The organism is Spirosoma aerolatum (genome assembly GCF_002056795.1).
GTDB classification, from domain to species: Bacteria; Bacteroidota; Bacteroidia; order Cytophagales; family Spirosomataceae; genus Spirosoma; species Spirosoma aerolatum.
This window is the reverse complement of the sequence record NZ_CP020104.1, coordinates 4,193,372-4,216,976: the sequence shown is the minus strand read 5'-3', so window position 1 is coordinate 4,216,976 and position 23,605 is coordinate 4,193,372. Positions and strand designations below refer to the sequence as shown.

The 23,605-nt window shown below is 47.1% G+C and carries 20 protein-coding genes; 8 read left to right on the top strand and 12 right to left on the bottom strand.

Annotation, left to right across the window (positions count from 1 at the left end):
- Window positions 1-117: 117 nt before the first annotated feature.
- Window positions 118-1,059: a cell division protein ZapB gene (locus tag B5M13_RS17090; protein WP_080056818.1), complete on the bottom strand. Its 942-nt coding sequence runs from the start codon at window positions 1,057-1,059 to the stop codon at window positions 118-120.
- 125 nt (window positions 1,060-1,184) lie between these two features.
- Here B5M13_RS17090 and B5M13_RS17085 point away from each other — a divergent pair, with 125 nt between their 5' ends.
- The 5 genes from B5M13_RS17085 (at window position 1,185) to B5M13_RS17065 (ending at window position 4,825) form a co-directional block, all read left to right on the top strand.
- Entirely contained in the window at window positions 1,185-1,844 is a 660-nt protein-coding gene (locus B5M13_RS17085; RefSeq protein WP_080056817.1) for a YggS family pyridoxal phosphate-dependent enzyme, read from the top strand.
- A gap of 108 nt (window positions 1,845-1,952) precedes the next feature.
- A complete protein-coding gene (locus tag B5M13_RS17080) occupies window positions 1,953-2,330 on the top strand; it encodes a DUF423 domain-containing protein (RefSeq protein WP_080056816.1) in 378 nt (125 codons plus the stop codon).
- A gap of 129 nt (window positions 2,331-2,459) precedes the next feature.
- Window positions 2,460-4,055, top strand: coding sequence for a peptide chain release factor 3 (locus B5M13_RS17075; RefSeq protein ID WP_080056815.1), 1,596 nt, complete (start codon window positions 2,460-2,462; stop codon window positions 4,053-4,055).
- Between the two features lie 95 nt (window positions 4,056-4,150).
- A complete protein-coding gene (locus B5M13_RS17070) occupies window positions 4,151-4,477 on the top strand; it encodes a hypothetical protein (RefSeq protein ID WP_080056814.1) in 327 nt (108 codons plus the stop codon).
- Between the two features lie 111 nt (window positions 4,478-4,588).
- Complete coding sequence (locus B5M13_RS17065) at window positions 4,589-4,825, top strand: hypothetical protein (protein WP_080056813.1); 237 nt, start codon at window positions 4,589-4,591, stop codon at window positions 4,823-4,825.
- A gap of 116 nt (window positions 4,826-4,941) precedes the next feature.
- Here B5M13_RS17065 and B5M13_RS17060 read toward each other — a convergent pair whose 3' ends face one another.
- The 3 genes from B5M13_RS17060 to B5M13_RS17050 all read right to left on the bottom strand — a co-directional run bounded on the left by B5M13_RS17060 (window position 4,942) and on the right by B5M13_RS17050 (window position 10,731).
- Window positions 4,942-6,357, bottom strand: a complete 1,416-nt coding sequence (locus B5M13_RS17060) for a sensor histidine kinase (protein ID WP_080056812.1) — start codon at window positions 6,355-6,357, stop codon at window positions 4,942-4,944.
- 101 nt (window positions 6,358-6,458) lie between these two features.
- Window positions 6,459-7,136 carry a response regulator gene (locus tag B5M13_RS17055; protein WP_179950501.1) on the bottom strand — a complete coding sequence of 226 codons (678 nt, stop codon included), beginning with the start codon at window positions 7,134-7,136 and terminating at the stop codon, window positions 6,459-6,461.
- A 496-nt stretch (window positions 7,137-7,632) separates the two neighbouring features.
- The gene (locus B5M13_RS17050) at window positions 7,633-10,731 is read right to left on the bottom strand and encodes an efflux RND transporter permease subunit (protein ID WP_080056810.1); all 3,099 of its coding nucleotides are present in this window, start codon (window positions 10,729-10,731) and stop codon (window positions 7,633-7,635) included.
- Window positions 10,732-10,996: 265 nt separating this feature from the next.
- On the opposite strand from B5M13_RS17050, the gene B5M13_RS17045 reads away from it, so the two are divergent.
- Window positions 10,997-11,206 carry a heavy-metal-associated domain-containing protein gene (locus B5M13_RS17045; protein ID WP_080056809.1) on the top strand — a complete coding sequence of 70 codons (210 nt, stop codon included), beginning with the start codon at window positions 10,997-10,999 and terminating at the stop codon, window positions 11,204-11,206.
- Window positions 11,207-11,210: 4 nt separating this feature from the next.
- Complete coding sequence (locus B5M13_RS17040) at window positions 11,211-13,496, top strand: heavy metal translocating P-type ATPase (protein ID WP_080056808.1); 2,286 nt, start codon at window positions 11,211-11,213, stop codon at window positions 13,494-13,496.
- A gap of 95 nt (window positions 13,497-13,591) precedes the next feature.
- On the opposite strand, the gene B5M13_RS17035 is transcribed toward B5M13_RS17040, so the two are convergent.
- Both B5M13_RS17035 and B5M13_RS17030 read right to left on the bottom strand, forming a co-directional pair.
- The gene (locus B5M13_RS17035; protein ID WP_080056807.1) at window positions 13,592-14,155 is read right to left on the bottom strand and encodes a 50S ribosomal protein L25/general stress protein Ctc; all 564 of its coding nucleotides are present in this window, start codon (window positions 14,153-14,155) and stop codon (window positions 13,592-13,594) included.
- Window positions 14,156-14,246: 91 nt separating this feature from the next.
- Window positions 14,247-15,188, bottom strand: a complete 942-nt coding sequence (locus tag B5M13_RS17030; protein WP_080059966.1) for a ribose-phosphate pyrophosphokinase — start codon at window positions 15,186-15,188, stop codon at window positions 14,247-14,249.
- A 459-nt stretch (window positions 15,189-15,647) separates the two neighbouring features.
- Between B5M13_RS17030 and B5M13_RS17025 the strand changes: the two genes are divergently transcribed.
- A complete protein-coding gene (locus B5M13_RS17025) occupies window positions 15,648-17,144 on the top strand; it encodes a glycine--tRNA ligase (RefSeq protein ID WP_080056806.1) in 1,497 nt (498 codons plus the stop codon).
- Between the two features lie 191 nt (window positions 17,145-17,335).
- Here the strand turns inward: B5M13_RS17025 and B5M13_RS17020 are convergent, their stop codons facing one another.
- From B5M13_RS17020 to B5M13_RS16995, 6 genes are all read right to left on the bottom strand, one after another.
- Window positions 17,336-18,001, bottom strand: a complete 666-nt coding sequence (locus B5M13_RS17020; protein WP_080056805.1) for a Uma2 family endonuclease — start codon at window positions 17,999-18,001, stop codon at window positions 17,336-17,338.
- Window positions 18,002-18,108: 107 nt separating this feature from the next.
- Window positions 18,109-19,374, bottom strand: coding sequence for a sulfate adenylyltransferase subunit 1 (locus B5M13_RS17015; protein WP_080059965.1), 1,266 nt, complete (start codon window positions 19,372-19,374; stop codon window positions 18,109-18,111).
- 78 nt (window positions 19,375-19,452) lie between these two features.
- A complete protein-coding gene (gene cysD / locus B5M13_RS17010; RefSeq protein WP_080056804.1) occupies window positions 19,453-20,355 on the bottom strand; it encodes a sulfate adenylyltransferase subunit CysD in 903 nt (300 codons plus the stop codon).
- 93 nt (window positions 20,356-20,448) lie between these two features.
- Entirely contained in the window at window positions 20,449-21,183 is a 735-nt protein-coding gene (locus tag B5M13_RS17005; RefSeq protein WP_080056803.1) for a phosphoadenylyl-sulfate reductase, read from the bottom strand.
- 34 nt (window positions 21,184-21,217) lie between these two features.
- A complete protein-coding gene (locus tag B5M13_RS17000) occupies window positions 21,218-22,426 on the bottom strand; it encodes a trans-sulfuration enzyme family protein (RefSeq protein WP_080056802.1) in 1,209 nt (402 codons plus the stop codon).
- A 76-nt stretch (window positions 22,427-22,502) separates the two neighbouring features.
- Window positions 22,503-23,570: a sulfite exporter TauE/SafE family protein gene (locus tag B5M13_RS16995; protein ID WP_080056801.1), complete on the bottom strand. Its 1,068-nt coding sequence runs from the start codon at window positions 23,568-23,570 to the stop codon at window positions 22,503-22,505.
- Between the last annotated feature and the right edge of the window lie 35 nt (window positions 23,571-23,605).

Below are 23,605 nucleotides of genomic sequence, written 5' to 3'. Positions count from 1 at the left end.
TTTTGAATTGGTTGAAATGAGGGCGCAAAGATAGGAAAAAAATAGCAAAAGGCAAGGGGGATTGCACATGAGACAACTGATTGTTTTTGTCTCATGTGCAATCCCCCTTGCCTTTTGCTATTTTACCGTAAACTCACCTTCGCCAATTCGGAAGCCTTCGCAGTAGATTTCAATAACGTGTTTGCCTTCATTGAAGCGTTGAGCCCCGCGCCCATAAATGAAGTCTACAGTTTGACGGCTATTATCAAAATTGAATCGTTGCATAGCTGTATAGATCATACCCTGTCCACCATAGGTAAATTCGCCGGAGCCAGTTGCCAGGTCTGAAAGAACAGCACCGCTAGGATCCAGTATCCGCATATACAATACTTTCTCTTCCTGCTTGGCTAACCCATTGGGTGCCAGCCGAACCGATACTTTAATTTTGTCGATCCGTTTTGCTTTGTAGGTACCACCATCTTTCTCCTTGCCGCGCTTGTTAATGGCATCTACCGTTATGTTCTCGGCCCGGAGCGCAGCCGCTATGGTTACTTTTTCGTTTAACTCCTGATTCTTCGTTGAAACTGCTACAACCGAATCGCTAAGCGTTTGCCGCTCGGCTTTCAGGCCCGTATTTTCCTCGGCAAGAGTGGCGTTTTGCTGTGTCAATACGCCATTTTCTTCTTTCAGCCGGGCGATTTCCTGGTCTTTCTGGGCCAAGAGGGCCTGGTAGTTTCGAATTTTCTGGTCGTATTTTTTACTATCAAACGAACCAACATTTTTAAGTTCATTTTTATCGACTTCCAATTGGGCTTTCACTTTCATCAGAGAGTCGATATTGCCGCCAAGTTGTTGAATTTCTGCGATTTTAGCATCCAGTTGCGCCGAAATCGAGTCGAGTTTGGTTTTCGCGATTAGGACTTCTTCGGTCTTTGCTGCAATGGTAGCGTCTTTCGTTTTATTGTCCTGTCGTTCCTGATAATAAAAGTATAATAGCAGTACGTTAAGAGCCGCTAATACGAGCAGGGCGACCAGCAAGTAACTACGACTATTATTTCGAGGTTGAGGTCTAGGTTCCATATACTATGGGTTAAACGATCAAGTATGGTTAAAATCCTTACCAAAACTAGCCTGGAAGGCAGTTTATTGTCTTGTTTTGCACAATAATACTAAACGATTCGTAGAAGGTCATAAAATAAGCACCTATGATTGCCGACGCTATTCATCAAATAGAGGCTTCATTGCCAGACTATGCCAAGTTAATTGCCGTGACAAAAACCAAGTCAGTAGCGCTGATGCGGGAAGCTTACGTTGCCGGATGCCACCGATTTGGCGAAAATAAAGTGCAGGAGATGGTGGAGAAACAGCCGCAGTTGCCTGCCGATATTGAATGGCATCTGATCGGGCATCTGCAAAGCAATAAGGTAAAATACATTGCCCCATTTGTTACGCTGATTCATTCGATCGACAGCCTGAAACTCTTGCAGGAAGTGAATAAACAGGCAGCTAAACATCATCGGATTATTAAATGCCTGTTGCAGATTTACATCGCTGATGAAGAAACCAAGTTTGGTCTCTCGCCCGACGAAGCAGCAATTTTACTTCATGCGCCTGAATTAGATGGGCTTTCAAATATTCGTTTAGTTGGCCTGATGGGACTAGCCACCAATACAAATGATGAGGCACAAATTCGACAGGAGTTTCGGGGGCTGAAGCAACTCTTTGACCAACTGGCAACGATCGAACGCCCGAATGTGCAATTTAAGGAACTCTCGATGGGTATGAGCGGTGATTATCGGATCGCCCTGGAGGAAGGAAGCACGATGGTTCGGGTTGGGAGTGCTATTTTTGGAAGTCGAAACTAAACCAGAATTGTTGTGATTTTACTGATTACGCTGATTTTGGTTGTCTATTCGCAATAGGAACACCATCTGATTAATCCATTAAGTTATATAATTACCTGTTCAGACAGTATGAAATTTTTCCTTCAATCAGGGGCTTTATTAGGTGTATTAGGTGTTGCGCTGGGCGCGTTTGGGGCTCATGCCCTACGAACTATGCTGGACACATCGGGCCGAACGGCGACGTTTGAAACCGCCGTTAAATACCAGTTTTATCATGCTCTGGCACTTGTACTGGTTGGATTGCTGATGCATGCATTCGGTAGCAATCCATCAACGATGAAACTGCTTAACTGGGCGGGGTATTCATTTTTGGGAGGAGTTTTAATCTTCTCAGGTTCACTCTATATTCTATGCTTTACGGGCATAACCTGGTTAGGGGCCATTACACCCCTGGGCGGGCTGGCCATGATAGCCGGTTGGGCACTTTTATTCTGGGCGTTTGTTTAAAGTATAGATGAAGATCGGACTCGTGAAAAACGCTGCAATAAATAGGGCTGGGGCTTGTGTTTATTCTACGATTTTCACACTTCATTCTTACACTAATCTTCGTAAATTTGCGCTCTGATTCTGAGAATAATGCAAACGAATATACAGGCAGAAACCGCCCGTCGGCGTACGTTCGCCATCATTAGTCACCCGGATGCCGGGAAAACCACACTCACCGAAAAACTTCTGCTCTTTGGTGGCGCTATTCAAACGGCAGGAGCTGTTAAATCGAATAAGATTAAAAAGACGGCTACCTCTGACTTCATGGAAATTGAGAAGCAGCGCGGTATTTCCGTAGCTACTTCGGTGATGACCTTTGAGTACGACAACCTGAAAATCAATATTCTCGATACGCCAGGTCACAAAGATTTTGCGGAAGATACCTACCGGACGCTGACGGCGGTAGATAGTGTCATTCTGGTTATTGACTGTGTTAAAGGTGTAGAGGAACAAACCGAGCGGCTCATGGAAGTGTGTCGAATGCGCGACACACCCGTTATTATCTTCATTAACAAACTGGATCGTGAGGGTCGCAATCCATTTGACCTGCTGGATGAACTGGAAGAAAAGCTAAATATTCGGGTTCGACCCATGACCTGGCCGGTCAATATGGGATCGGACTTTAAAGGTGTTTATAGCCTGATCGAGAAAAAGTTATATTTCTTCAAAGTCAACAAAACGAAAGTTGAAGATGATGTACTGCCGATTGAGCTGGAAGAAAGTTTGCTCGATAAAAAAGTAGGCGAGCGCGATGCAGCCCAACTTCGGGAAGATGTTGAATTGATCGAGGGGGTGTATGATCCGTTCGATCGACAGGCGTACCTGGATGGAAAACTGGCCCCCGTATTTTTTGGCTCGGCGGTGAACAACTTCGGGGTAAAAGAACTGCTGGAAGGCTTTTGCGGGATTTCGCCCGAACCAATTGCCCGCCCGACCGATAAGCGTGAAGTGCAACCGGATGAAAAAGCATTCAGTGGGTTTGTCTTTAAAATTCACGCGAATCTTGACCCTCGCCATCGAGACCGGATTGCGTTTCTGCGTATCTGTTCGGGAGTGTTTGAACGGAATAAGTTTTATCACCATACTCGGCTCGATAAAAATGTGCGATTTGCCAGTCCGTTCAGTTTCATGGCCGATAGCAAAAGTGTCGTGGAAGAAGGGTTTCCGGGCGACGTAGTCGGACTTTACGATACGGGCACGTTCAAAATCGGCGATACATTGACCGAAGGCGAAGACTTACAGTTTCAGGGAATTCCCAGCTTTTCACCAGAAATTTTCAAGGAATTGGTCAACCTTGACCCGATGAAATCAAAGCAACTCGACAAAGGTATTCAGCAGTTGACCGATGAAGGAGTGGCTCAGTTGTTTACTCTCGATATAGGAAATCGGAAAATTGTTGGTACGGTTGGAGAACTTCAGTTTGAGGTAATTCAATACCGTCTGGAGAACGAATACGGTGCTAAATGCCGCTGGGTACCGCTCAATTATACGAAGGCCTGCTGGATTACGTCCGAAAACCCGGCAAAGCTGGCTGAGTTCATTCGCCTGAAAGGCAACCAGATAGCTTATGATAAAGATCATAACCCAGTGTTTCTGGCCGAATCGGACTGGATGCTTCGGATGAATCAGCAAAACAACCCTGACATCCAGTTCCATCTGACGTCGGAGTTTAACGTGATTGCTTAGATATGGCCATTGGTATAGATTCTTTAATTCAGTAAAACTCCTTCTTAGTTAGTGTGTTGTTATAGGTGTTACTCACGTCAAAACGAGCTATACTTATGACACACACACTTGCAGCCCTGGCAGTAGCCTTGCTGTTGACCGGAACAGCAGTTGCTCAACAAAAACCCGGGAAACGTTCTACAGGTACGAAGACATCTGCCAGTACGAATTCTTCGTCGGATGCCGCCCAAAATTCTACATCGGGTTCGAATAAGCAGAACCAGGGGACCGTTGCCGGAACTGGTTTGACAAATGATCAATATCAGACGCAGGCAACTGATAATTCGACGGATAAACCTACAAAAGTAGATGCTACCAGCAGCGTCAGAACGGGCCCTTCGTCAGTGAAAGCCCGTAAGAAATCACCTAAATCAGGTAATTGATGAAACGTTTGTCACTAACTGTAGGAGTTATACTTTAATAAAGGTTTAATAACTATTTGGTAAGTGATAGGTTCTATTCGTGTAATGAACCACTTAAAACCAGATAGACGAATGAAGACGTTAATGATTTCGGCGGTGGCTGCTATGCTGATGACAGGTGCAGCGTATGCTCAGGACGATATGAAGAAAGACGCCAAGATGGAGCATAAAAAAATGAAGCATGATGCTAAAATGATGAAGAAGGACGCCAAAAAAGATGGTGACGATGCGAAGGCCGATGCTGCAAAGGACATGAAGCATGACGCCAAAATGATGAAGAAGGATGCTAAAAAGATGCCGAATCAATAAACGACTGGTCCAAAACGAAAGCCCTCAAATTTGAGGGCTTTTTTGTACAATAGCTGGTTGTTTAATGCTGAATTCAGCGAAGAAAGTAGAGAGGTTTAGGATAAGCGAACGTCAAATTATGAGTAAGCCTTCACGGGTTTTTCGTCAACTGATCGAACGTCATTGGGGTTGGGTACAGGACCGTGAGCACTTGGTAGGGTGATTCGAAAAGTAGTGCCTGCACCAACTGTCGATTCCACTTTAATCTGGCCTCGGTGAAGTTCGATTATACGTTGCGTAAGTGCCAGACCAATGCCATGACCTTTTACAGTCATCGTTGTTTCAGATCGGTAAAAGGGCTCGAAAATGTGCGGTAGATCACTGGCTGGAATGCCGAATCCATTGTCGGAGAATGTCAGTTGAACTTGTCCAGGCTCAAAAGCGATACGAACCGATACACGCTGGTCGGGAGAGTATTTGCAACCATTTTCCATTAAGTTCAGGAAGGCAGTTTGCAGGAGTGACTCTTCGCCATTAATCACTAAATCTTCCTCCTGATCAGGTAAGTTGTCAAAGTCAATGTCGATTTGATAATCCAATTTTTTGTTGACTAACAAACTTTGAGCCTGCCATAATAACTCGTCGATTCGAACAGGTTGATAATTCAACGTAACGACGTCGGAACTAGCCCGGGCTAATTCAAGCAACCCGTTGACAAGCCGAATCATACTTTTTACCTCGTCGAGTAACGCATCGAACGCAACTTCATATTCATGGGTTGAGCGGGCTTGCAGCCGGGTAACTTCGATTTGACCCATCATCACCGTTAAAGGTGTCCGTAACTCGTGGGATGCATGCGACACAAAACTCTTCTGAAACACAAACGCTTCTTCGAGCCGGGTAAGCAGATCGTTAAACGTACGGGCCAGATCAGCTAATTCGTCGCGTTGCCTACCCACACGTAAACGTTCATGGATGTTGGTGGCTGATATGGCATTTACCTGTATAATGAGTTCAGAGACAGGGCGCAGTGCATCGGTGGCAAACAGATACCCGGCAATCCCTACAATAAACAGACTTAATAACCATCCGAAGAACAAAATCTCGCGCAGCCGATCCAGTTTACTAAATCCATAGCGATCGTTTGCTGAGGCAACAATAAACAAGGATTCGCCCCTTGAATTAATATGCCGCACACCAATGGCTTCAATATCACCAGCTCGGCCATATTGAGGATGGCGTAGGGTGATTTTAGACAGAAAATCGGGTGTGATCGGGAAGCGGGGGCGCTGACTGTACTGATTGTATAAGATAACTCCTCGCGAATTATAAACGGTAACCTGCTCGTCGGCCATCACAGGCAAATCATTCTGAGGAACTTCGCCAACGTCTTCCCGTAAACGAACGGTTGTCAGCGCTTTTTCTACAAGTCGTTGTTCAAACTCCTGTTGACGGAATTGATCGTACAGGTAATAAACGGAGATGGTAAAGAGAAGCATGATCGAAGCGACCAGCAGAACAAAAAGCAGCGTAAGACGAGTACGGATGTTCATGTTATTAAGGAGCTAGGAGTGAGAAGTAAGGCGTGAGAATGGCTAATGCAGATTTTTTCTTAATGCATTAGCCATTCTCACGCCTTACTTCTCACTCCTAATTACTCTTCTTTAAGCATATACCCCATTCCAATTACCGTGTGAATGAGTTTTTTAGGAAAGTCCTTGTCAATTTTCTTACGCAGGAAATTTACGTATACATCAATCACATTGGTGCCCGTGTCGAAATGTATATCCCAAACTTTTTCTGCAATATCGACACGAGACACGACACGGCCTCGGTTACGAATCAGGTATTCGAGCAAACCAAATTCTTTGGCTGTCAATTCAATTCGTTTAGATCCCCGGCGGGCTATTTTTTCGTTCAGATCCAGTTCTAAATCGGCTACTTTAAGAACGTTTGCCTGCATGCTGCCTTCCGTATTGCGCTTGGTGAGCGCACGCAGGCGAGCCATCAGTTCGCGAAACTCAAACGGTTTGACTAGGTAATCGTCAGCGCCAGCTTCAAAACCGGTTAATTTATCATCCACAGATCCCATAGCCGTGAGCATCAGGACAGGGGTACGATTTTTTTCCTGTCGGATTGACTGAACGACATCAAAGCCATTCATTTTCGGTAGATTAATGTCCATAATAATCACATCGTAGAGATTATTAAGGGCCATCGTACGACCAAGCTGACCATCATAAGCGACATCCACTTCACAGGATTGCTCTTCCAACCCTTTTCGAACAAAGGATGCCAATTTTGGCTCATCTTCAACTACCAGAATTTTCATGTCGGCAACATACATAGCTCTTGTCTGATTTAAAAACCGCAGAACAAATTATTAGTTTCCAAAAGCAAGTTTCACGCTGATTTGGCAATAAGATCAGAAAGGAAAAGTACGTGCCTGCTTACAGGCTCAAGGTCGGCCCAGCGAATTAAAAGGAGTTGAAAAGATCATTAAAAATACGTTAAACCATACAAAAAATGATTAAATGAACAAATAGTTATAATACAAAAAAGCCGCTCCGAAAATCGGGGCGGCTTTCCGCTTCTATCCACACCATTTCAAGATTGACGACCGGGCGGCCGCCAGATCTTGATGTTCAACCTTCCCTTTGTAAAGGATTGTTATGCGAAACTACGCAATTTCTTTAAATTCAATGCAAATTTTTATTAAAAAGACTTTTTTGCTTCTAAAAACTTGACGTTGAATCCTTATACAAATGTTAAATAATCTTTGAAATAAAACGGAAAAAGCGGACGCAAAATTACCTAACGGCGTGTTTTTAATTCTCATCTAATTTCTGACGATAGAAACCGTAGAAAATCAGTGGAAAGATAAACAGAGTCAGTAAAGTAGCGGTAATCAATCCGCCTATAACAACAATTGCCAACGGACGGGCTGTTTCAGAGCCAATGCCATGCGATATGGCTGCCGGAATCAGGCCAATGCCGGCCATCATGGCTGTCATCACAACGGGTCTGATGCGAGACACAACACCTTCCCGGATTGCGTTGTTGAGAGGAAGCCCGCTTCGAAGGTTTTTCTTGAAAACCGAAATTAATATGACGCCATTCTGGATGCAAATTCCGAAAAGAGCGATGAAGCCAATACCTGCTGAGATACTGAAGTTTACGTGCGTAACGAGTAAGGCCGCAATACCGCCGATGATGGCGAAAGGTACATTGAACAAAACCAGCCCTGCATCCTTCACATTGCCGAATAACACAAATAGTATGAAGAAAATAGCCAGCAAACTGATGGGAACGACCTGGGCTAACCGAGCAGTAGCACGTTGCTGATTTTCAAAATCACCGGCCCATTTTACGGTATAGCCTGCGGGAAACTTCACATTTGCCTGAACTTTTTGCTGAGCTTCGGCTACTGCACTACCCATATCCCGTCCACGAACTGAAAACTTCACCGCACCGTACCGTTGATTGGCTTCGCGGAAAATCAGAACCGGGCCTGTCTGCGTATAAACTTGCGCGATTTCTTTGATGGGAATCATACTACCCGTTTCGGTTGGGACCATCAATCGGCTAATCTGCTCTTCGTTCGATCGGAACGGCAGATCATAGCGTATTCGCAAATCAAACTTACGTTCGCCTTCGTAGATCTGAGTAGCCGCTTTGCCACCAATTGCCATTTCAAGTACGGCTTCGGCGTCGGACTTATTGACCCCATACAACGCAAGCTTTCGTTCGTCCAGTTCAACGCGCATTTCAGGTTGCCCGGTAGTTCGAATAACGCCCAGATCTTCGATCCCGCTGACAGTTGCTAACTGCTTCTGGATTTCAGTGGCTTTCGTTTCCAGTATCGTTTGGTCGGGGCCATATATTTTTACGGCAATAGACCCTTTTACGCCCGAAACGGCTTCTTCCACATTGTCCATGATCGGTTGCGAGAAGTTGAAGTTTACACCCGGGAATACAGACAACTTTTCCTGCATCTGATCAATGAGTTCCTCTTTGCTAATGTGGCTTTTCCACTCTTCCTGAGGATAAATATCAACCAGAAACTCAATGTTGTAAAATCCGGTGGGGTCGGTTCCGTCGTTAGGTCGGCCCGTTTGTGAGATAACCCCCTTAACCTCAGGAAACTGTTCGAAGATGTGGCGCATCTGGACCGTCTGCTTTACCGATTCAGGCAAGGATATGGCCATAGGCATGGTTGCCCGCACATAAATGGAACCTTCATTCAGTTCGGGCAGAAATTCGGTACCGAGCAGGCTAAAGCCAGAGAGCCCTACAGCCACTACTAGTGTCGTAACAATAAGACTGATTCGTTTATGGGCGAATGTGAACCCAAAAATCTGTGTGGCGTATTTAGTGACGAAATTGACGAATGGATTGTGCTTTTCCCGTACATTTTTATTGAGGAGCATGCTTGCCAGCACGGGTACCAGAGTCAAGGTAAAGAGCAGCGCACCCAGGAGAGCAAAACCAAGCGTCCAGGCTAGGGGCGAAAACATTTTACCCTCTACTTTCTGAAAGGAGAAAATGGGAACCAGGCAGGTGATGATAATAAGTTTGGAAAAGAAAATAGCCTTCCCCATTTCTGTACCTGTTTTACGAAGTAGCCCCAGTTTGGCCAGCCTGTTAAATTTGGGCATTCCTTCTTTATGGGCCAGTTCATCGAGCGTTACGAAAATGCCTTCTACCATCACCACCGCTCCATCGACAATAATCCCGAAGTCGATGGCTCCCATCGAGAGTAGATTGGCCGACATGCCTTTAAGGCGCAAACAGATGAAGGCGAATAATAAAGCCAGCGGAATTACAATCGATACCGTGACAGTGGTCCGCCAGTCGGCCATGAAAATAAAGACGATAACCGTTACGAAAATGATACCTTCGATCAAATTGTGGGTTACCGTATGGGTTGCAAAGTGAATGAGCGTTTCTCGATTATAAAACGTGTTGATCTGTACGTCGGAAGGTAAGATGTTGTTGTTCAGGTCATTGATCTTGTCTTTGACCCGTTCGATCACTTCGCTCGGATTCTCACCCTTACGCATGATCACAATACACTCCACTACATCATCCTGTCGATCGCGTCCTGCCTGACCCAGCCGGGGTAATGCCGATTGCGAGACCTGAGCCACATTCCGCACCATGATGGGCGTTCCATTCGCATTCTTAATAATAATGTTCTGAATATCCTGTTGATTGCGCAGAAGGCCAATCCCCCGAACGACATACGCTTCAGAATTTTTCTCAATCACATCACCCCCTACGTTTACATTGGAATTGGCAACGGCCTGGTACAATTGCAATGGGGTAATATTGTAATCCATCAGCCGGCGGGGGTCCACCGAAATCTCATAGGTTTTCACTTCCCCACCGAAACTCACAACATCCGCCACCCCTGGAACTCCTTTCAACTGGCGATCGATAACCCAGTCCTGTAAGGTTTTAAGCTCACGGGCTGTTCGGGTTGGCGACTGAAGTGTATACCGGAAAATTTCGCCGGTTGGCCCATAAGGCGGCTGAACATCCGGGCGGATACCTTCGGGCAACTCAACACCACTTAGCAGATTATTGACCTGTTGGCGGGCAAAGGCATCATCAACACCATCGTCGAACATCACTTTCACTACCGATAAACCAAAGAGTGAGGTCGAGCGAATATCGGTCCGTTTCTGAACGGAGTTGAGGCCAATTTCGATGGGTATGGTAACAAACTTCTCGACTTCTTCGGCCGATCGGCCCGGCCATTGCGTAATTAGTGTGATTTGTGTATTGGTAACGTCTGGAAAAGCCTCGATGGGGGTATTCTGATAACTGATAATTCCCGCTACTATGGCCAGAGCCGTCAGAAAAAAGATAAAAAACTTATTCTTAAGCGAGAACGATAGGATACTTTTAATGAACTTATTCATGCCGGTGGCGATGCGAGTACGGGTATTTTTACATGGGCAAAAATGCTCTGTCGGACTTAAATTGGTCTTAACGAATTGTTAAAAGGATGTTAAAAGAAACAGGACATCTGAAGTGCAGCCTGCAGATAGTACCATGGGTAATCTTATAAGCTCTGCCAACAATTCTGTAACAGCGTTGAATGGACTGCTTACGTCCTTTGTTATGAAGACAGATACGTCAGCCGAAGTGCATGAGAAGCCCGACGGTAATTAATATCAACTAACTATGAATCAGTTCATTCAATTTAAGACCAATATTAAGTGTGGTGGTTGTATTGCCACCGTAACCCCTTTTCTGAACGAGGCCATTGGTGAAGATAAGTGGAAGGTAGATGTCCAAAATCCAGATAAAGTTCTGACCGTAGAAACCGGTGATGCGGCCCTTGTGAAACAGGCCGTCGAAAAAGCAGGCTATAAAGCCGAGCAATTGGCGTAAGGCAATGACAACTAACGATCTAGCTCCAGTAAATAAAATCGCTGGAAAAACCCCATCCTCGGAAAGTCGGAAAACGTTTCCGGTTTTGGAGATGAGTTGTGCGGCTTGTGCAGTTAGTGTAGAGTCGATGCTGAAGAGTACGCTGGGGGTAAGTGATGCCGGAGTCAATTATGCCAATCAAACGGCCTGGGTCGCCTTCAATCCGAAGCTCGTATCGGAAGTCGCTCTACAACAGGCCGTTCGTTCTATTGGATACGATTTGGTCGTAGAAGCAGAAGATCCTCAGCGGGTGCAGGCAGAAGCCCAGCAACGGCACTATCAGCAATTGAAACGGCGAACGCTTTGGGCGTTAGGACTTTCGTTGCCGATTGTCGTGATTGGCATGTTTCTGATGAATTGGCCCTATGGCAATGCCATCTCGATGGTATTAGCCGCTGTGGTTGTATTTGTATTGGGCCAGCCGTTTTTTGTCAATGCCTGGAAACAGGCGAAACATGGCAAAGCCAATATGGATACGCTGGTGGCTTTAAGCACAGGTATTGCTTTTTTGTTTAGCGCATTCAATACGTTCAACCCTGCATTCTGGCACGAGCGAGGGCTACATCCGCATGTGTATTTCGAAACGGCTTCGGTAGTGGTTACGTTTATTCTGTTAGGTAAATTGATGGAAGAAAGGGCCAAATCGAGCACATCATCGGCCATCAAAAAACTGATGAACTTGCAGCCCAAAACGGTGCGGCTGATTGACGGAAATACTGAGCGTGAAATTCCCATTTCCGCGGTTCAGGTCGGGCATCAGATCTTGGTGCGTCCGGGAGAGCGGATTCCGGTTGATGGTAAGGTAGCAACAGGGCATTCCTTTGTCGATGAAAGTACGATAAGCGGAGAGCCTGTACCCGTTGAAAAGCAGGGCGGTTCTTTTGTTTTTGCCGGGACGATCAATCAAAAAGGGAGCTTTCAGTTTCGGGCCGAAAAAGTAGGGTCGGATACGTTGCTGGCCCAGATCATTCGTATGGTGCAGGAGGCACAGGGGAGTAAAGCCCCTGTGCAACAGTTTGTTGATCGGATAGCCGGAATTTTCGTCCCTACCGTGTTAGGCATTGCTTTACTGACCTTTGTCTTATGGCTGACTTTCGGGCATTACTTCGCACCCGATGCTGATCCGTTTATGACGGCGTTGATCACCTCGGTTACGGTGTTGGTTATTGCCTGCCCCTGTGCACTGGGGCTAGCCACGCCTACGGCCATTATGGTGGGTGTCGGGAAAGGGGCTGAGAATAACATCCTGATAAAAGATGCCGAAAGCCTTGAACTCGCTCATCGCATTAATGCCGTTGTGCTTGATAAAACAGGTACGATAACCGAAGGGAAACCCGTGGTAACCGACCTCAAATGGCTTAGCCCTGAGAGTGACCATACAAGGCTTCAGGGGATTCTACATTCGATGGAGTCTCGTTCTGAGCACCCATTGGCTGCCGCTGTTGCCTCGTTTCTGTCTGGTACGGAATCGGTAACGCTGGACACATTTGAGAGCTTAACGGGTCAGGGTGTCCGGGCTACCTATCAACAGGTAACTTATCTGATCGGTAACCGACGTTTGATGGATGATAGCCAGATTCAACTAGCTACTTCCCTGGTAGAGCAGGTGGCTGCGTGGCAAAATGAGGCAAAAACGGTCGTCTTTTTTGCTCGTACCGGATTGGAAAGAGAAGCAGAAATTTTGGGGGTTATTGCGATTACTGATCCGGTCAAGCCGACATCGAAACAGGCCGTACAAACCCTCAAAAGCCGGGGAATTGCCGTATATATGCTTACCGGCGATAATGCCCAGACGGCTGCCGCTGTGGCCAGGCAGGTTGGTATAGAGCAGGTCGAATCGGAGATGATGCCTACCGACAAAGCCAATTTTGTGAAGCAGTTACAGGCAAAAGGTAAACTGATAGCCATGGTTGGCGATGGTATCAACGACTCGCAGGCACTGGCCCAAGCGGATGTAAGCATCGCCATGGGAAAAGGCTCAGATATTGCCATGGATGTGGCCCGGATGACATTGATAACGGCCGACTTGAATAGTATCCCGAAGGCCTTGCAGTTGTCGGGACAAACGGTACAGGTGATTCGTCAAAATTTATTCTGGGCGTTTATCTACAACGTGATCGGTATTCCAGTTGCGGCTGGCGTATTATACCCTGCCTTCGGATTTTTGCTCAATCCGATGATTGCCGGAGCGGCCATGGCCTTGAGTTCGGTATCGGTAGTGAGCAATAGTTTACGGCTCAGAGGTATGTAAAGCAGACATCTCGGATTACAACAAAAATGCCCTCCTGAATATCGGGAGGGCATTTTTTTGATCTATTAGTAAGAAAAAAGGCTGTACTGCTGCGATTACTTGAGTGAACCCCGCAGTGCCCGTGGAATTTCGATGCTGGCAACAGGGTTTGACGCCTGCTCAAGCATTTCAATATTTTTAACTGGAATCTGACCTACGCGAACCGATTTGCCCAGGTCAAGGCCTGATACATCAACATCGATGAAATCAGGGATGTTACTTACGGTACCTTTCACGCGCAGTTTCCGCACGCGGGTTACCAGTTTACCACCTTTCTGTACACCCGGAGCCGAACCTGTCAACCGTACGGGAACCGCCATTTTAACAGGCTTATCGTCGGTAACTAACAGAAAGTCAGCGTGCAGCAGAATGTCGCTAACAGGGTGGAACTGGGTTTCCTGAAGGATAGCCCGGTATTCCTCGCCCTCGATGTTCAGGGCAACTTCAAAAATATTAGGCGTGTAAATTAAATCACGGAACAAAATAACAGGTGCATAGAAATGAACCTGCTCAGCGCCACCGTACAATACACAGGGAACATTGCCCTCGGCCCGAATCGCCTGTGATTCTGTGCGGCCGAGATTCGCTCTTTTATACCCTACAATCTCGATTTTTTTCATGACAAAATAATTTAAAGAGTGAAAGAGCGAATGAGCGAAAGAGTGATAAGCGCTGAAATCACGCTCTTTCACTCTTTCACTCTTTCGCTCTTTAATTTTTTATAAACAGTGAACTAATAGATTCATGGTCCCGAATGCGGCCGATGGCTTTGGCAAATAACTCAGCTACCGACAGCACGCGTATTTTGGAATTTGGTTCTTTAAGCGGAAGCGTGTCGGCAACAACCAGTTCTTCCAGAACCGAATTGGAAATGTTTTCGTGCGCCTTCCCCGACATAATCGGATGCGTACACACAGCTCGTACGGATTTGGCACCCTTTTCCATAATGATCTGGGCAGCCTTCGCCATAGTACCGCCCGTATCGATCAGGTCATCGACCAACACGACATTTGCCCCTTCCACATCGCCAATGACCTGCATCGACGCGATTTCGTTGGCCCGTTTGCGATGCTTATCGCAAAGTACAATATCCGCGTTGAAATGCTTGGCAAATACACGAGCGCGGTTGGCACCACCTACGTCCGGTGAAGCGATCACCAGATTGTCCAGATTAAGGCTACGGATATAAGGCACAAACACCGACGTTCCTTCCAGATGGTCGACCGGGAAATCGAAGAAACCCTGAATCTGACCAGCGTGTAGGTCAATCGTCATCAGACGGTCGGCTCCCGAAGCGGCCAGCATATTGGCAACCAGTTTGGCGGCTATCGATACACGGGGTTTATCTTTCCGATCTTGACGAGCATACCCAAAATAGGGGATTACGACCGTAACGTAGTGAGCAGAGGCACGACGGGCTGCATCGACCATCAACAACAATTCCAGCAGATTATCGCCGGGAGGAGGAGTCGATTGAATCAGAAACACATCGCAGCCCCGCACCGATTCTTCAAAGCTGGGCGACATCTCTCCATCACTGAATCGGCGGCAGGTATAACCGCCTAAGTCTTTGCCGTAGTAATGGGCAATTTTTTCGGCCAGGTAAGTAGATTGACTTCCCGAAAAAATCTTAACCGGATTAAACGATGCCATAGGTGCCTGCCAAATTTTCCGCAAAGGTACGGAAAAATCCGCCAAGTTGCCGGAATAGGCTAAAGTTTCTTTATTAATTAGACTGTTTCTTTTTGGCTTGGTTTGTACTAGTCTAGTAATTAACCTGTTCTGGAAGATTAATGATGTAGGCTAAAGCTCTGTTAGGTTTTGACAATTACTGTGTGTATTTTATTATTAGTGTGGGTTTGCAGAGAAGGGAGTTTACTCCATGTGTGAAGTTGCTAAACTTGAATTTATAAAAGATACAATATGGCTAGTGTAGTTTCTGAGAGTAGTTTGATGGACGCCAATTAATATCAAGTTTTTCTAAACACTTGAAATTCTTTAGGCTTAAGGAGTTGATAAGCATAATTTTTGTCAGAAAAGCTACTGCCGAAAGTTAGCCAATTTCGGGGATTTTCGGTGTAACCTCTATCTTTGCGGACTTAGTAACTGATTATGACAGAGCAGAAAGTTTCTCCCGCGACCTCTCTACAGGATATTATCGCGCACGCCAAAGAATATGGCTTTGTATTTCCATCGTCCGAAATCTACGACGGCCTTCAGGCTGTGTATGATTACGGGCAGAATGGCGTTGAACTCAAAAATAACCTTAAAACGCTGTGGTGGAAGGCTATGACCCAACTCCACGACAACGTAGTCGGGATCGATGCGGCCATTTTTATGCATCCGCTCACCTGGAAAGCCTCGGGACACGTTGATTCGTTCAACGACCCGATGATCGATAACCGCGATTCGAAAAAACGCTACCGTGCCGATCAACTAATCGAGCTGAAGGCCGAAGAAATTGAAAAAGCGGGTGATACGGCCCGTGGTCAGGCCCTGCGCGATGAATTGGGTCGCCTGCAAAGCGCGGACGATATGGAGGGGCTGCGCAATCTGATTATTGCGGAAGGGATTAAAGATCCGGTTTCGGGAACAGCCAACTGGACCGAAGTGCGTCAGTTTAACCTGATGTTTTCGACTCAGGTGGGCTCGGTGGCTGAAGATGCCAGCCTGATCTACCTGCGCCCCGAAACGGCTCAGGGTATCTTTGTTAACTTCCTGAACGTACAGAAAACGGGCCGGATGAAGATTCCGTTTGGTATTGCCCAAATTGGTAAAGCCTTCCGCAATGAAATTGTAGCCCGGCAGTTCACCTTCCGGATGCGTGAGTTCGAACAGATGGAGATGCAGTTTTTTGTGCGCCCTGGCACCGAAATGGCGTGGTATGAACGCTGGCGCGATACGCGTATGAAGTTCCACCAGGCATTGGGTCTACCCGCCGAAAAGCTGAAATTCCACAAACACGAAAAACTGGCACACTATGCCAATGCGGCCGTGGATATTGAGTATGAATTTCCGTTCGGTTTCCGTGAAATGGAAGGGATTCACTCGCGTACCGACTTCGATCTGAAATCGCATCAGGAGTTGAGTAAAAAGAAGCAACAGTATTTCGATAACGACATCGACGAAGCAACGGGTAAACCATACGGAAATTACATTCCTTACGTGGTGGAAACGTCTGTTGGGGCCGACCGTCTGTTTTTAGCTACGTTCTGCAACGCGTTTACCAAAGAAACCGTTGGTGAGGGCGATCACCAGAAAGAGCGGACATACCTGAAACTGCATCCCGCATTAGCGCCTGTAAAAGCGGCTGTGTTCCCGCTGGTTCGAAGAGATGGTCTGCCCGAAAAGGCGGAAGCCATTGTGAAGAGTCTGCGTTCGGAGTTCCGGGTGATCTATGAAGAACGGGATGCCATTGGCAAACGCTACACCCGTCAGGACCTGATTGGTACGCCCTTCTGTATCGCTGTTGATTATCAGACGCTTGAAGATGATACCGTTACAATTCGGTACCGCGATACCACCGAACAAATCCGCATCCCCATCAGCGAGCTAAAAGCACGCATCGGGCAGGAGGTTTCGATGGAACGGATTCTGGAGCAGTTATAAATGAACGTTCCGAAAGCTTTAGCAGTTGTTTGCGTTAGTCAACTTACAGCGTTTTGCCCTGGTAGGGTAAGGGAAGATTTGATGACCTGCCTTCACTAACTCTAACAACTTCTAAGGCTTTTTCGTCATTTGAAAAATGATACACTAAAAATCCCCAACCAGTGCTGGTTGGGGATTTTTAGTTATAGGAATTATTTCTCTAATAAGAAGGCTTTCAGCGCGGCTATATTAGCTGTGGCATCAAAAGCGGCTTTTATGGGGATTCTGAAGCCAGGCAGAAGCTGACTGCCAACGGTTTGTCCTATAGAATAAAGCCCAACTAAAGCGTAGGCTTCTGTATCGGCATCCAACGTAAATACTTCTATAGTTTGTCGGGTTGGATCGACCAGCCAGTATTCATTTACGCCATGCGCTGCATAGTCTTCAAATTTAATTTCACGGTCGAATTTATGTGTACTCTTTGAGAGTACCTCAATCACTAAATCGGGAGCCGGGTAGTAAAGTAAATCGGGTTGGATAGTAGCCGCTTTGTCGACTCCGAAATAGCAGATGTCAGGTTCATAGCTATTACGAGTTAGTTCAACTAATGCTTTTTCGACAAGTACGATCCCCAATCCTCGTTCATTGACAAACGCACTTAGCAGGCTACCTAATAGCATAACTGCTGCATTGTGCTTATGCAATGCAGGTGAATGGACAACAATTTCGCCGTTTATAAATTCAGCTTTCATATCATCGTTCATCCATTCGTAAAATGCCTGCCGACGCGCTTTTTCGTCGTTTAAAATGGCCTGTACTTGCTGAATAATCTGAGGAGCTTTAGGCGATTCAAGAAGTTGGGCTGCTAATTCGGTCATCGCTACAGATCAGGATTTATCCAAATATACAAAAAACAGACAGGTGTGCCAACGGTTGTAGCCGGACACACCTGTTTTATCGTGGAGTGGGTTTCCACCCGCTTTACTTAGGCTTCGCCGACGAGCATGAGAGCACCTACGGTTACGTTTGAGGTTTCGTCGATCAGAATGGCCCCACCCGTAGCCCGATTTTTTTGATATGGATCAAAGCTGATGGGTTGGGCAGTCCGTAAAATAACCTTCGCCAGATCGTTCAGTTTGAGGCTGTCAACGTCTTCGATTTCTTCGTAGGTATTGACGTTCAGCTGGTAAGCGATTTCACGTACTGAGCAACGTGTACGGAAGGTACCCACCTGAAGAAGATATTTGTTACCCACTTTGAACTCTTTCGTATCCATCCAGCAGAGCATGGCTTCAACCGTCTGGCTGATGATGGGCTGACTATCCGAACGAACGATCAGGTCGCCCCGGCTGATGTCTACATCTGTAGCCAGATGCAAAACGACCGACATGGGCGTAGCGGCTTCATCAAAATGTGTTTCGGCGATTTCGATGGCGTCAATCGTTGAGGTTTCGCCAGAAGGAAGTACGGTAATGGCATCGCCTTTCCGGAAAACACCGCTCGTGATTTTTCCGGCATACCCCCGGTAATCGTGCAGTTCAGCCGTTTGTGGGCGAATGACGTATTGAACCGGGAACCGGGCCGGATGATGATCTTCCGTTTCGCCGTTGGCATCGTCGTCGATGGTCACAGTTTCCAGATGCTCCAGCAGAGTAGCGCCTTCGTACCAGGGCATCGCCGATGATTTATCCACGACATTGTCGCCGTTGAGGGCGCTCATGGGAATGTACGTCACCTGGTGTACGTTCAGTTTTTTGGCCAGTTCGGCGTACTGGATACAGATGTCGGAAAACACATCCTGTGAGTAATCGACCAGATCCATTTTATTGATCGCTACCACAATGTGTGGAATCCCTAACAGCGAGGCTATAAGTGAGTGCCGACGCGTTTGTTCGACAACTCCATGCCGGGCATCGACCAGCACAATAGCCAACTGACAGTTCGACGCGCCCGTAACCATGTTCCGGGTGTACTGTATATGGCCCGGTGCATCGACAATGATAAACTTCCGTTTAGGTGTCTGAAAATAGCGATAGGCAACGTCAATTGTGATGCCCTGTTCGCGTTCTGAACGTAGCCCGTCTGTCAGAAGGGCCAGGTCGATTTCGCCATCATCACGGCTCTTGCTGGCTCGCTCAATAGCTTCGAGCTGATCGGCCAGAATGGATTTAGAATCGTAGAGAAGCCGACCGATGAGCGTACTTTTGCCGTCGTCAACGGAACCGGCGGTAATAAAACGTAAAAGATCCATCATTAAAGAGTGAAAGAGCGAACGAGCGAACGAGTGATTAGCTGCCAGCGCTCTTTCACTCGTTCGCTCGTTCGCTCATTAAAAATACCCGCCTTTCTTGCGGTCTTCCATAGCGGCTTCAGAAAGCTGATCGTCCATGCGGGTTTCGCCCCGTTCGGAGATGCGTGTAGCCTGAATTTCGTTGATAACAGCGTCGAGGGTATCTGCTTCCGATTCGGAGGCCGCTGTACAGGAGATATCGCCGACGGTACGGAACCGAACCCGACGGGTCACAAGCTGGTCATCGGGTTCAGGTTTGATGACACCACCTGCCGTGGCCATCAGTTTGCCATCCCGCACGAGTAGTTCACGCTCGTGCGCAAAGTAGATGCTCGGCAATTCGATTTTTTCCCGACGGATATAATTCCATACATCGAGTTCGGTCCAGTTCGAAATGGGGAATACGCGGACGTTTTCTCCTTTGTGTATGCGACCGTTGTAGAGGTTCCAAAGTTCTGGGCGTTGCCGTTTAGGGTCCCAGGAGCCAAATTCATCACGTACCGAAAATACGCGTTCTTTGGCCCGCGCTTTCTCTTCATCCCGACGAGCCCCACCAATACAGGCATCGAACTCGAACTCTTCGATGGCATCGAGCAGCGTAAAGGTTTGCAGACCATTGCGGGTAGCATTGCGTCCGGTTGGCTCTTTAAGTTTCTTTTCGCGGATGGTGTCTTCTACATACCGGACGATGAGTTTTTCACCAATCCGTTCGGCCAGATTATCGCGGAAGTCGAGTGCTTCCTGGAAGTTGTGACCCGTATCGACGTGAAGCAGTGGGAATGGAAATTTACCCGGCCGGAACGCTTTCAGAGCCAGATGCACCAGCGTAATGGAATCCTTACCACCCGAAAAAAGAAGTGCCGGACGTTCAAACTGCCCCGCTACCTCCCGCATAATGTGGATGGCTTCCGATTCAAGCTGATCTAAATAATCGAGTTTCATTTGAAGATTGAATTGCTGACTGATTGACTGATTGACTGATTAAATTGAAGCAAGCCAGCAATTCAATCAGTCAATCAGTCAATCAGTCAATCATTAAGCTTTAAATACTTCCTCATGCGTATGTAAACCGCATTCTTTCTTGGAGTTGTCCTCCCACCACCAGCGTCCCGCCCGGAAATCTTCGCCTTCCTGAATGGCCCGTGTGCAGGGTTGACAACCAATACTGACAAAACCCCGGTCGTGGAGGGGATTGTAGGGTACGTTATGCTCTTTTACGTATTGTTTTACCTGATCAAATGTCCAGTCCATCAGCGGGTGGAATTTGAAAAGCTGATGCGCTTCGTCCCATTCGAGTTGGGTCATGCCCTGGCGATTGGCCGACTGCTCGGCGCGTATCCCCGTGATCCAGATTTTCTGACCTTTCAACGCCCGGTTCAGCGGCTCAACTTTACGGATACCACAGCACTCTTTCCGGTTCTCGACCGATTCGTACATGCTGTAAGGTCCTTTGCCAGTCATGAGCTTTTCAACAGCGTCGGCCTGAGGATAGTAGGTTTCGATGTTAATTCCGTACCGATCGTTGGTTTTTTTCCAGACCGAATACGTTTCGGAAAACATCCGGCCAGTATCGAGTGTGAAAATACGAACAGGTATATCGTTTGAGGCAATCAGGTCGGTAATAACCTGATCTTCAAAGCCGAGGCTAGTCGAAAAGACGATCTGGCCCGGAAATAGTTCGGCCAGTGTCCGCATAGCATCCACATTGCTCAGGCCGAGCAATCGCTCGCTAAGACTTTCGAGCGTGTGTGAGGTAGGTTCAGCAATCATACGTGTGACTATTTATCAATAACATGGCCCTGCATCAGGCTACTTTCTCTTTGAGTACCTCGGCCGACTTTGTGGCTGCCTGGGCAAAATCTTCGATCAGGTCTTCAATCGCTTCCAGGCCTACTGAAACCCGAATCAAACCTGGTGTAATGCCTAATGCCGCTTTTTCCTCTGGCTTTAGTTTGGCGTGCGTAGTCGTGTTTGGGTTGGTCACAATCGTACGCGAATCCCCCAGATTAGACGAAAGTGTTGGAATGGTTAAGGCATCGTAAAAGGCTTTTACCCGCTCGAAACCACCTTCTAGCTCTATGGTCACGATGGCACCACCCGCACTCATCTGTTTCTTTGCGAGGTCATACTGTGGATGCGATGGCAAAAATGGGTACAGTACACGTTCGACATCGGGATGACTTTCCAGGGCTTCAGCCAGTTGTAACGCATTGCGGCAGTGCCGTTCCATGCGCAGATCCAGCGTTTCCAGACTCTTCGATAGTACCCATGCATTAAAGGGTGAAAGTGAAGGCCCTGTATGACGGGCAAAGAAACGAATGGGCTGGATCAGATCGGCCCGGCCCACCACAATACCACCTAATACACGGCCCTGTCCGTCCATATATTTTGTGGCTGAATGAACCGACAAATCGGCACCATAATCAAGCGGGGTTTGCAGTATGGGCGTAGCAAAACAGTTATCGACGTTCAGGATGAAGCCGTATTTTGCTTTCAGGCGAGCCAGCATTTCCAGATCCACCAGTTCCAGGCCGGGGTTCGATGGGGTTTCCAGGTACACCATTTTTGCGGTCGGCGTTCCGGTTGCTGGCTGTATGGCTGCTTCCCAGTCGGCTTCGGTAGCCGTGGCATCTACATACGTATGCGTAATGCCCCATTTACTCAAAATCTGCGTGATAATCTGATGGGCTGAACCGAACAGCGCCCGGCAGGCTACAATATGATCGCCCGATTTCAACAAACCAGCCATACTGGCAAAAACCGCAGCCATTCCCGTACCTGTTGCAATACCATCTTCAGCATTTTCCAGCATACATACTTTCTCCACAAACTCCGAAACGTTTGGGTTCGAGAAGCGTGAGTAGATATTGCCCTCTTCGGTTTCATCGAACAGCGCTTTACCCTGCTCAGCACTGTCAAAGGCAAAACTCGATGTAAGGTATAACGGGACAGAATGTTCGCGATTCAGCGATTTGGCTGTTTGGATGCGAATGGCTTTGGTTTGTTTTTTCATAGACTTACTTTGACAGAAGTAATAACGGGGAACAGAATTTTTCTACACCTGAATCCTGTACATTCTGTTAGACCTGTCAGAAAAACTTAATGATTTTCCGCAAACTTACGATGATGATGACAATCCCAACCAATATCATCATGGTTTTAACGGGTAGTTTTTGTGCCAGCCGGGCGGCAATCGGAGCGGCAATCATACCGCCAAGGATTAGACCAACAATAACCAGTCCGTAATTATCAAGACCAGCGTATAAAGCAAAAACAACTGACGATGCAAACGAGACAAAGAACTCAGCCAGATTGACCGACCCAATGGTATAACGCGGATGTCGGCCTGCTGCAATGAGTGTCGAGTTGACGATAGGTCCCCAGCCACCACCACCAATGGCATCCACAAACCCTCCAAACCAGGCCAGCAGGCCAATCTGGCGAACTGGCTTCTTCTTCTGACGTTTTATTAGAGCCTTTTTAAGAATCAAAATACCAAGAATAGCGGTATAAACGGAAATGGCCGGAGTTAAGTAATTGGCCACCAGTTCCATGTCGGCCAGTTTCGTAATGAGAAACGCGCCTAAAGCCGCACCAATAACTCCGGGAATCAGGACGACTTTGAACAGGCGGCTATTCACATTCCCGAACTTAAGGTGCATATAGCCCGACACACCACTGGTAAAAATTTCAGAGCTGTGTACACTAGCCGTAGCAAAAACCGGGCTGATTCCTACACTGGTTAAAAACGTTGTAGCCGTCACGCCATAAGCCATGCCCAGAGCTCCATCAATCATTTGGGCCACAAAACCGGCCATAATGAAATAGAAAATGTCGGGTGTAACATGAATGGTATCGGCAATGACCGTGAGCCGGTCGAGGGTAAAATAGCTAAAGAGCAAATGCCCGACAATCATCAGGGCAAGTGCTGCAAAAACATAAATCGCAATTTCGGTTCGATTCCGACGCCGAAGTAGGGGTTGCGAGCTGCCGGTTTCAATAGTAGCTGTTGGATAGGCTGCTCGCAATACCTCTGCCTGCCTGGCAGCGTTAGTTCCTTTTAAGGTAATCGTGAGTCCATTAAGGTCGATCTCTGGGCCTGTTAGTGTGATTGTATTACCTGCCGAATCAGACGTGGGAGCTAAGGGTTGGCTCATACAGTATAAAACCTATCGAATTAATGGAGTAATGT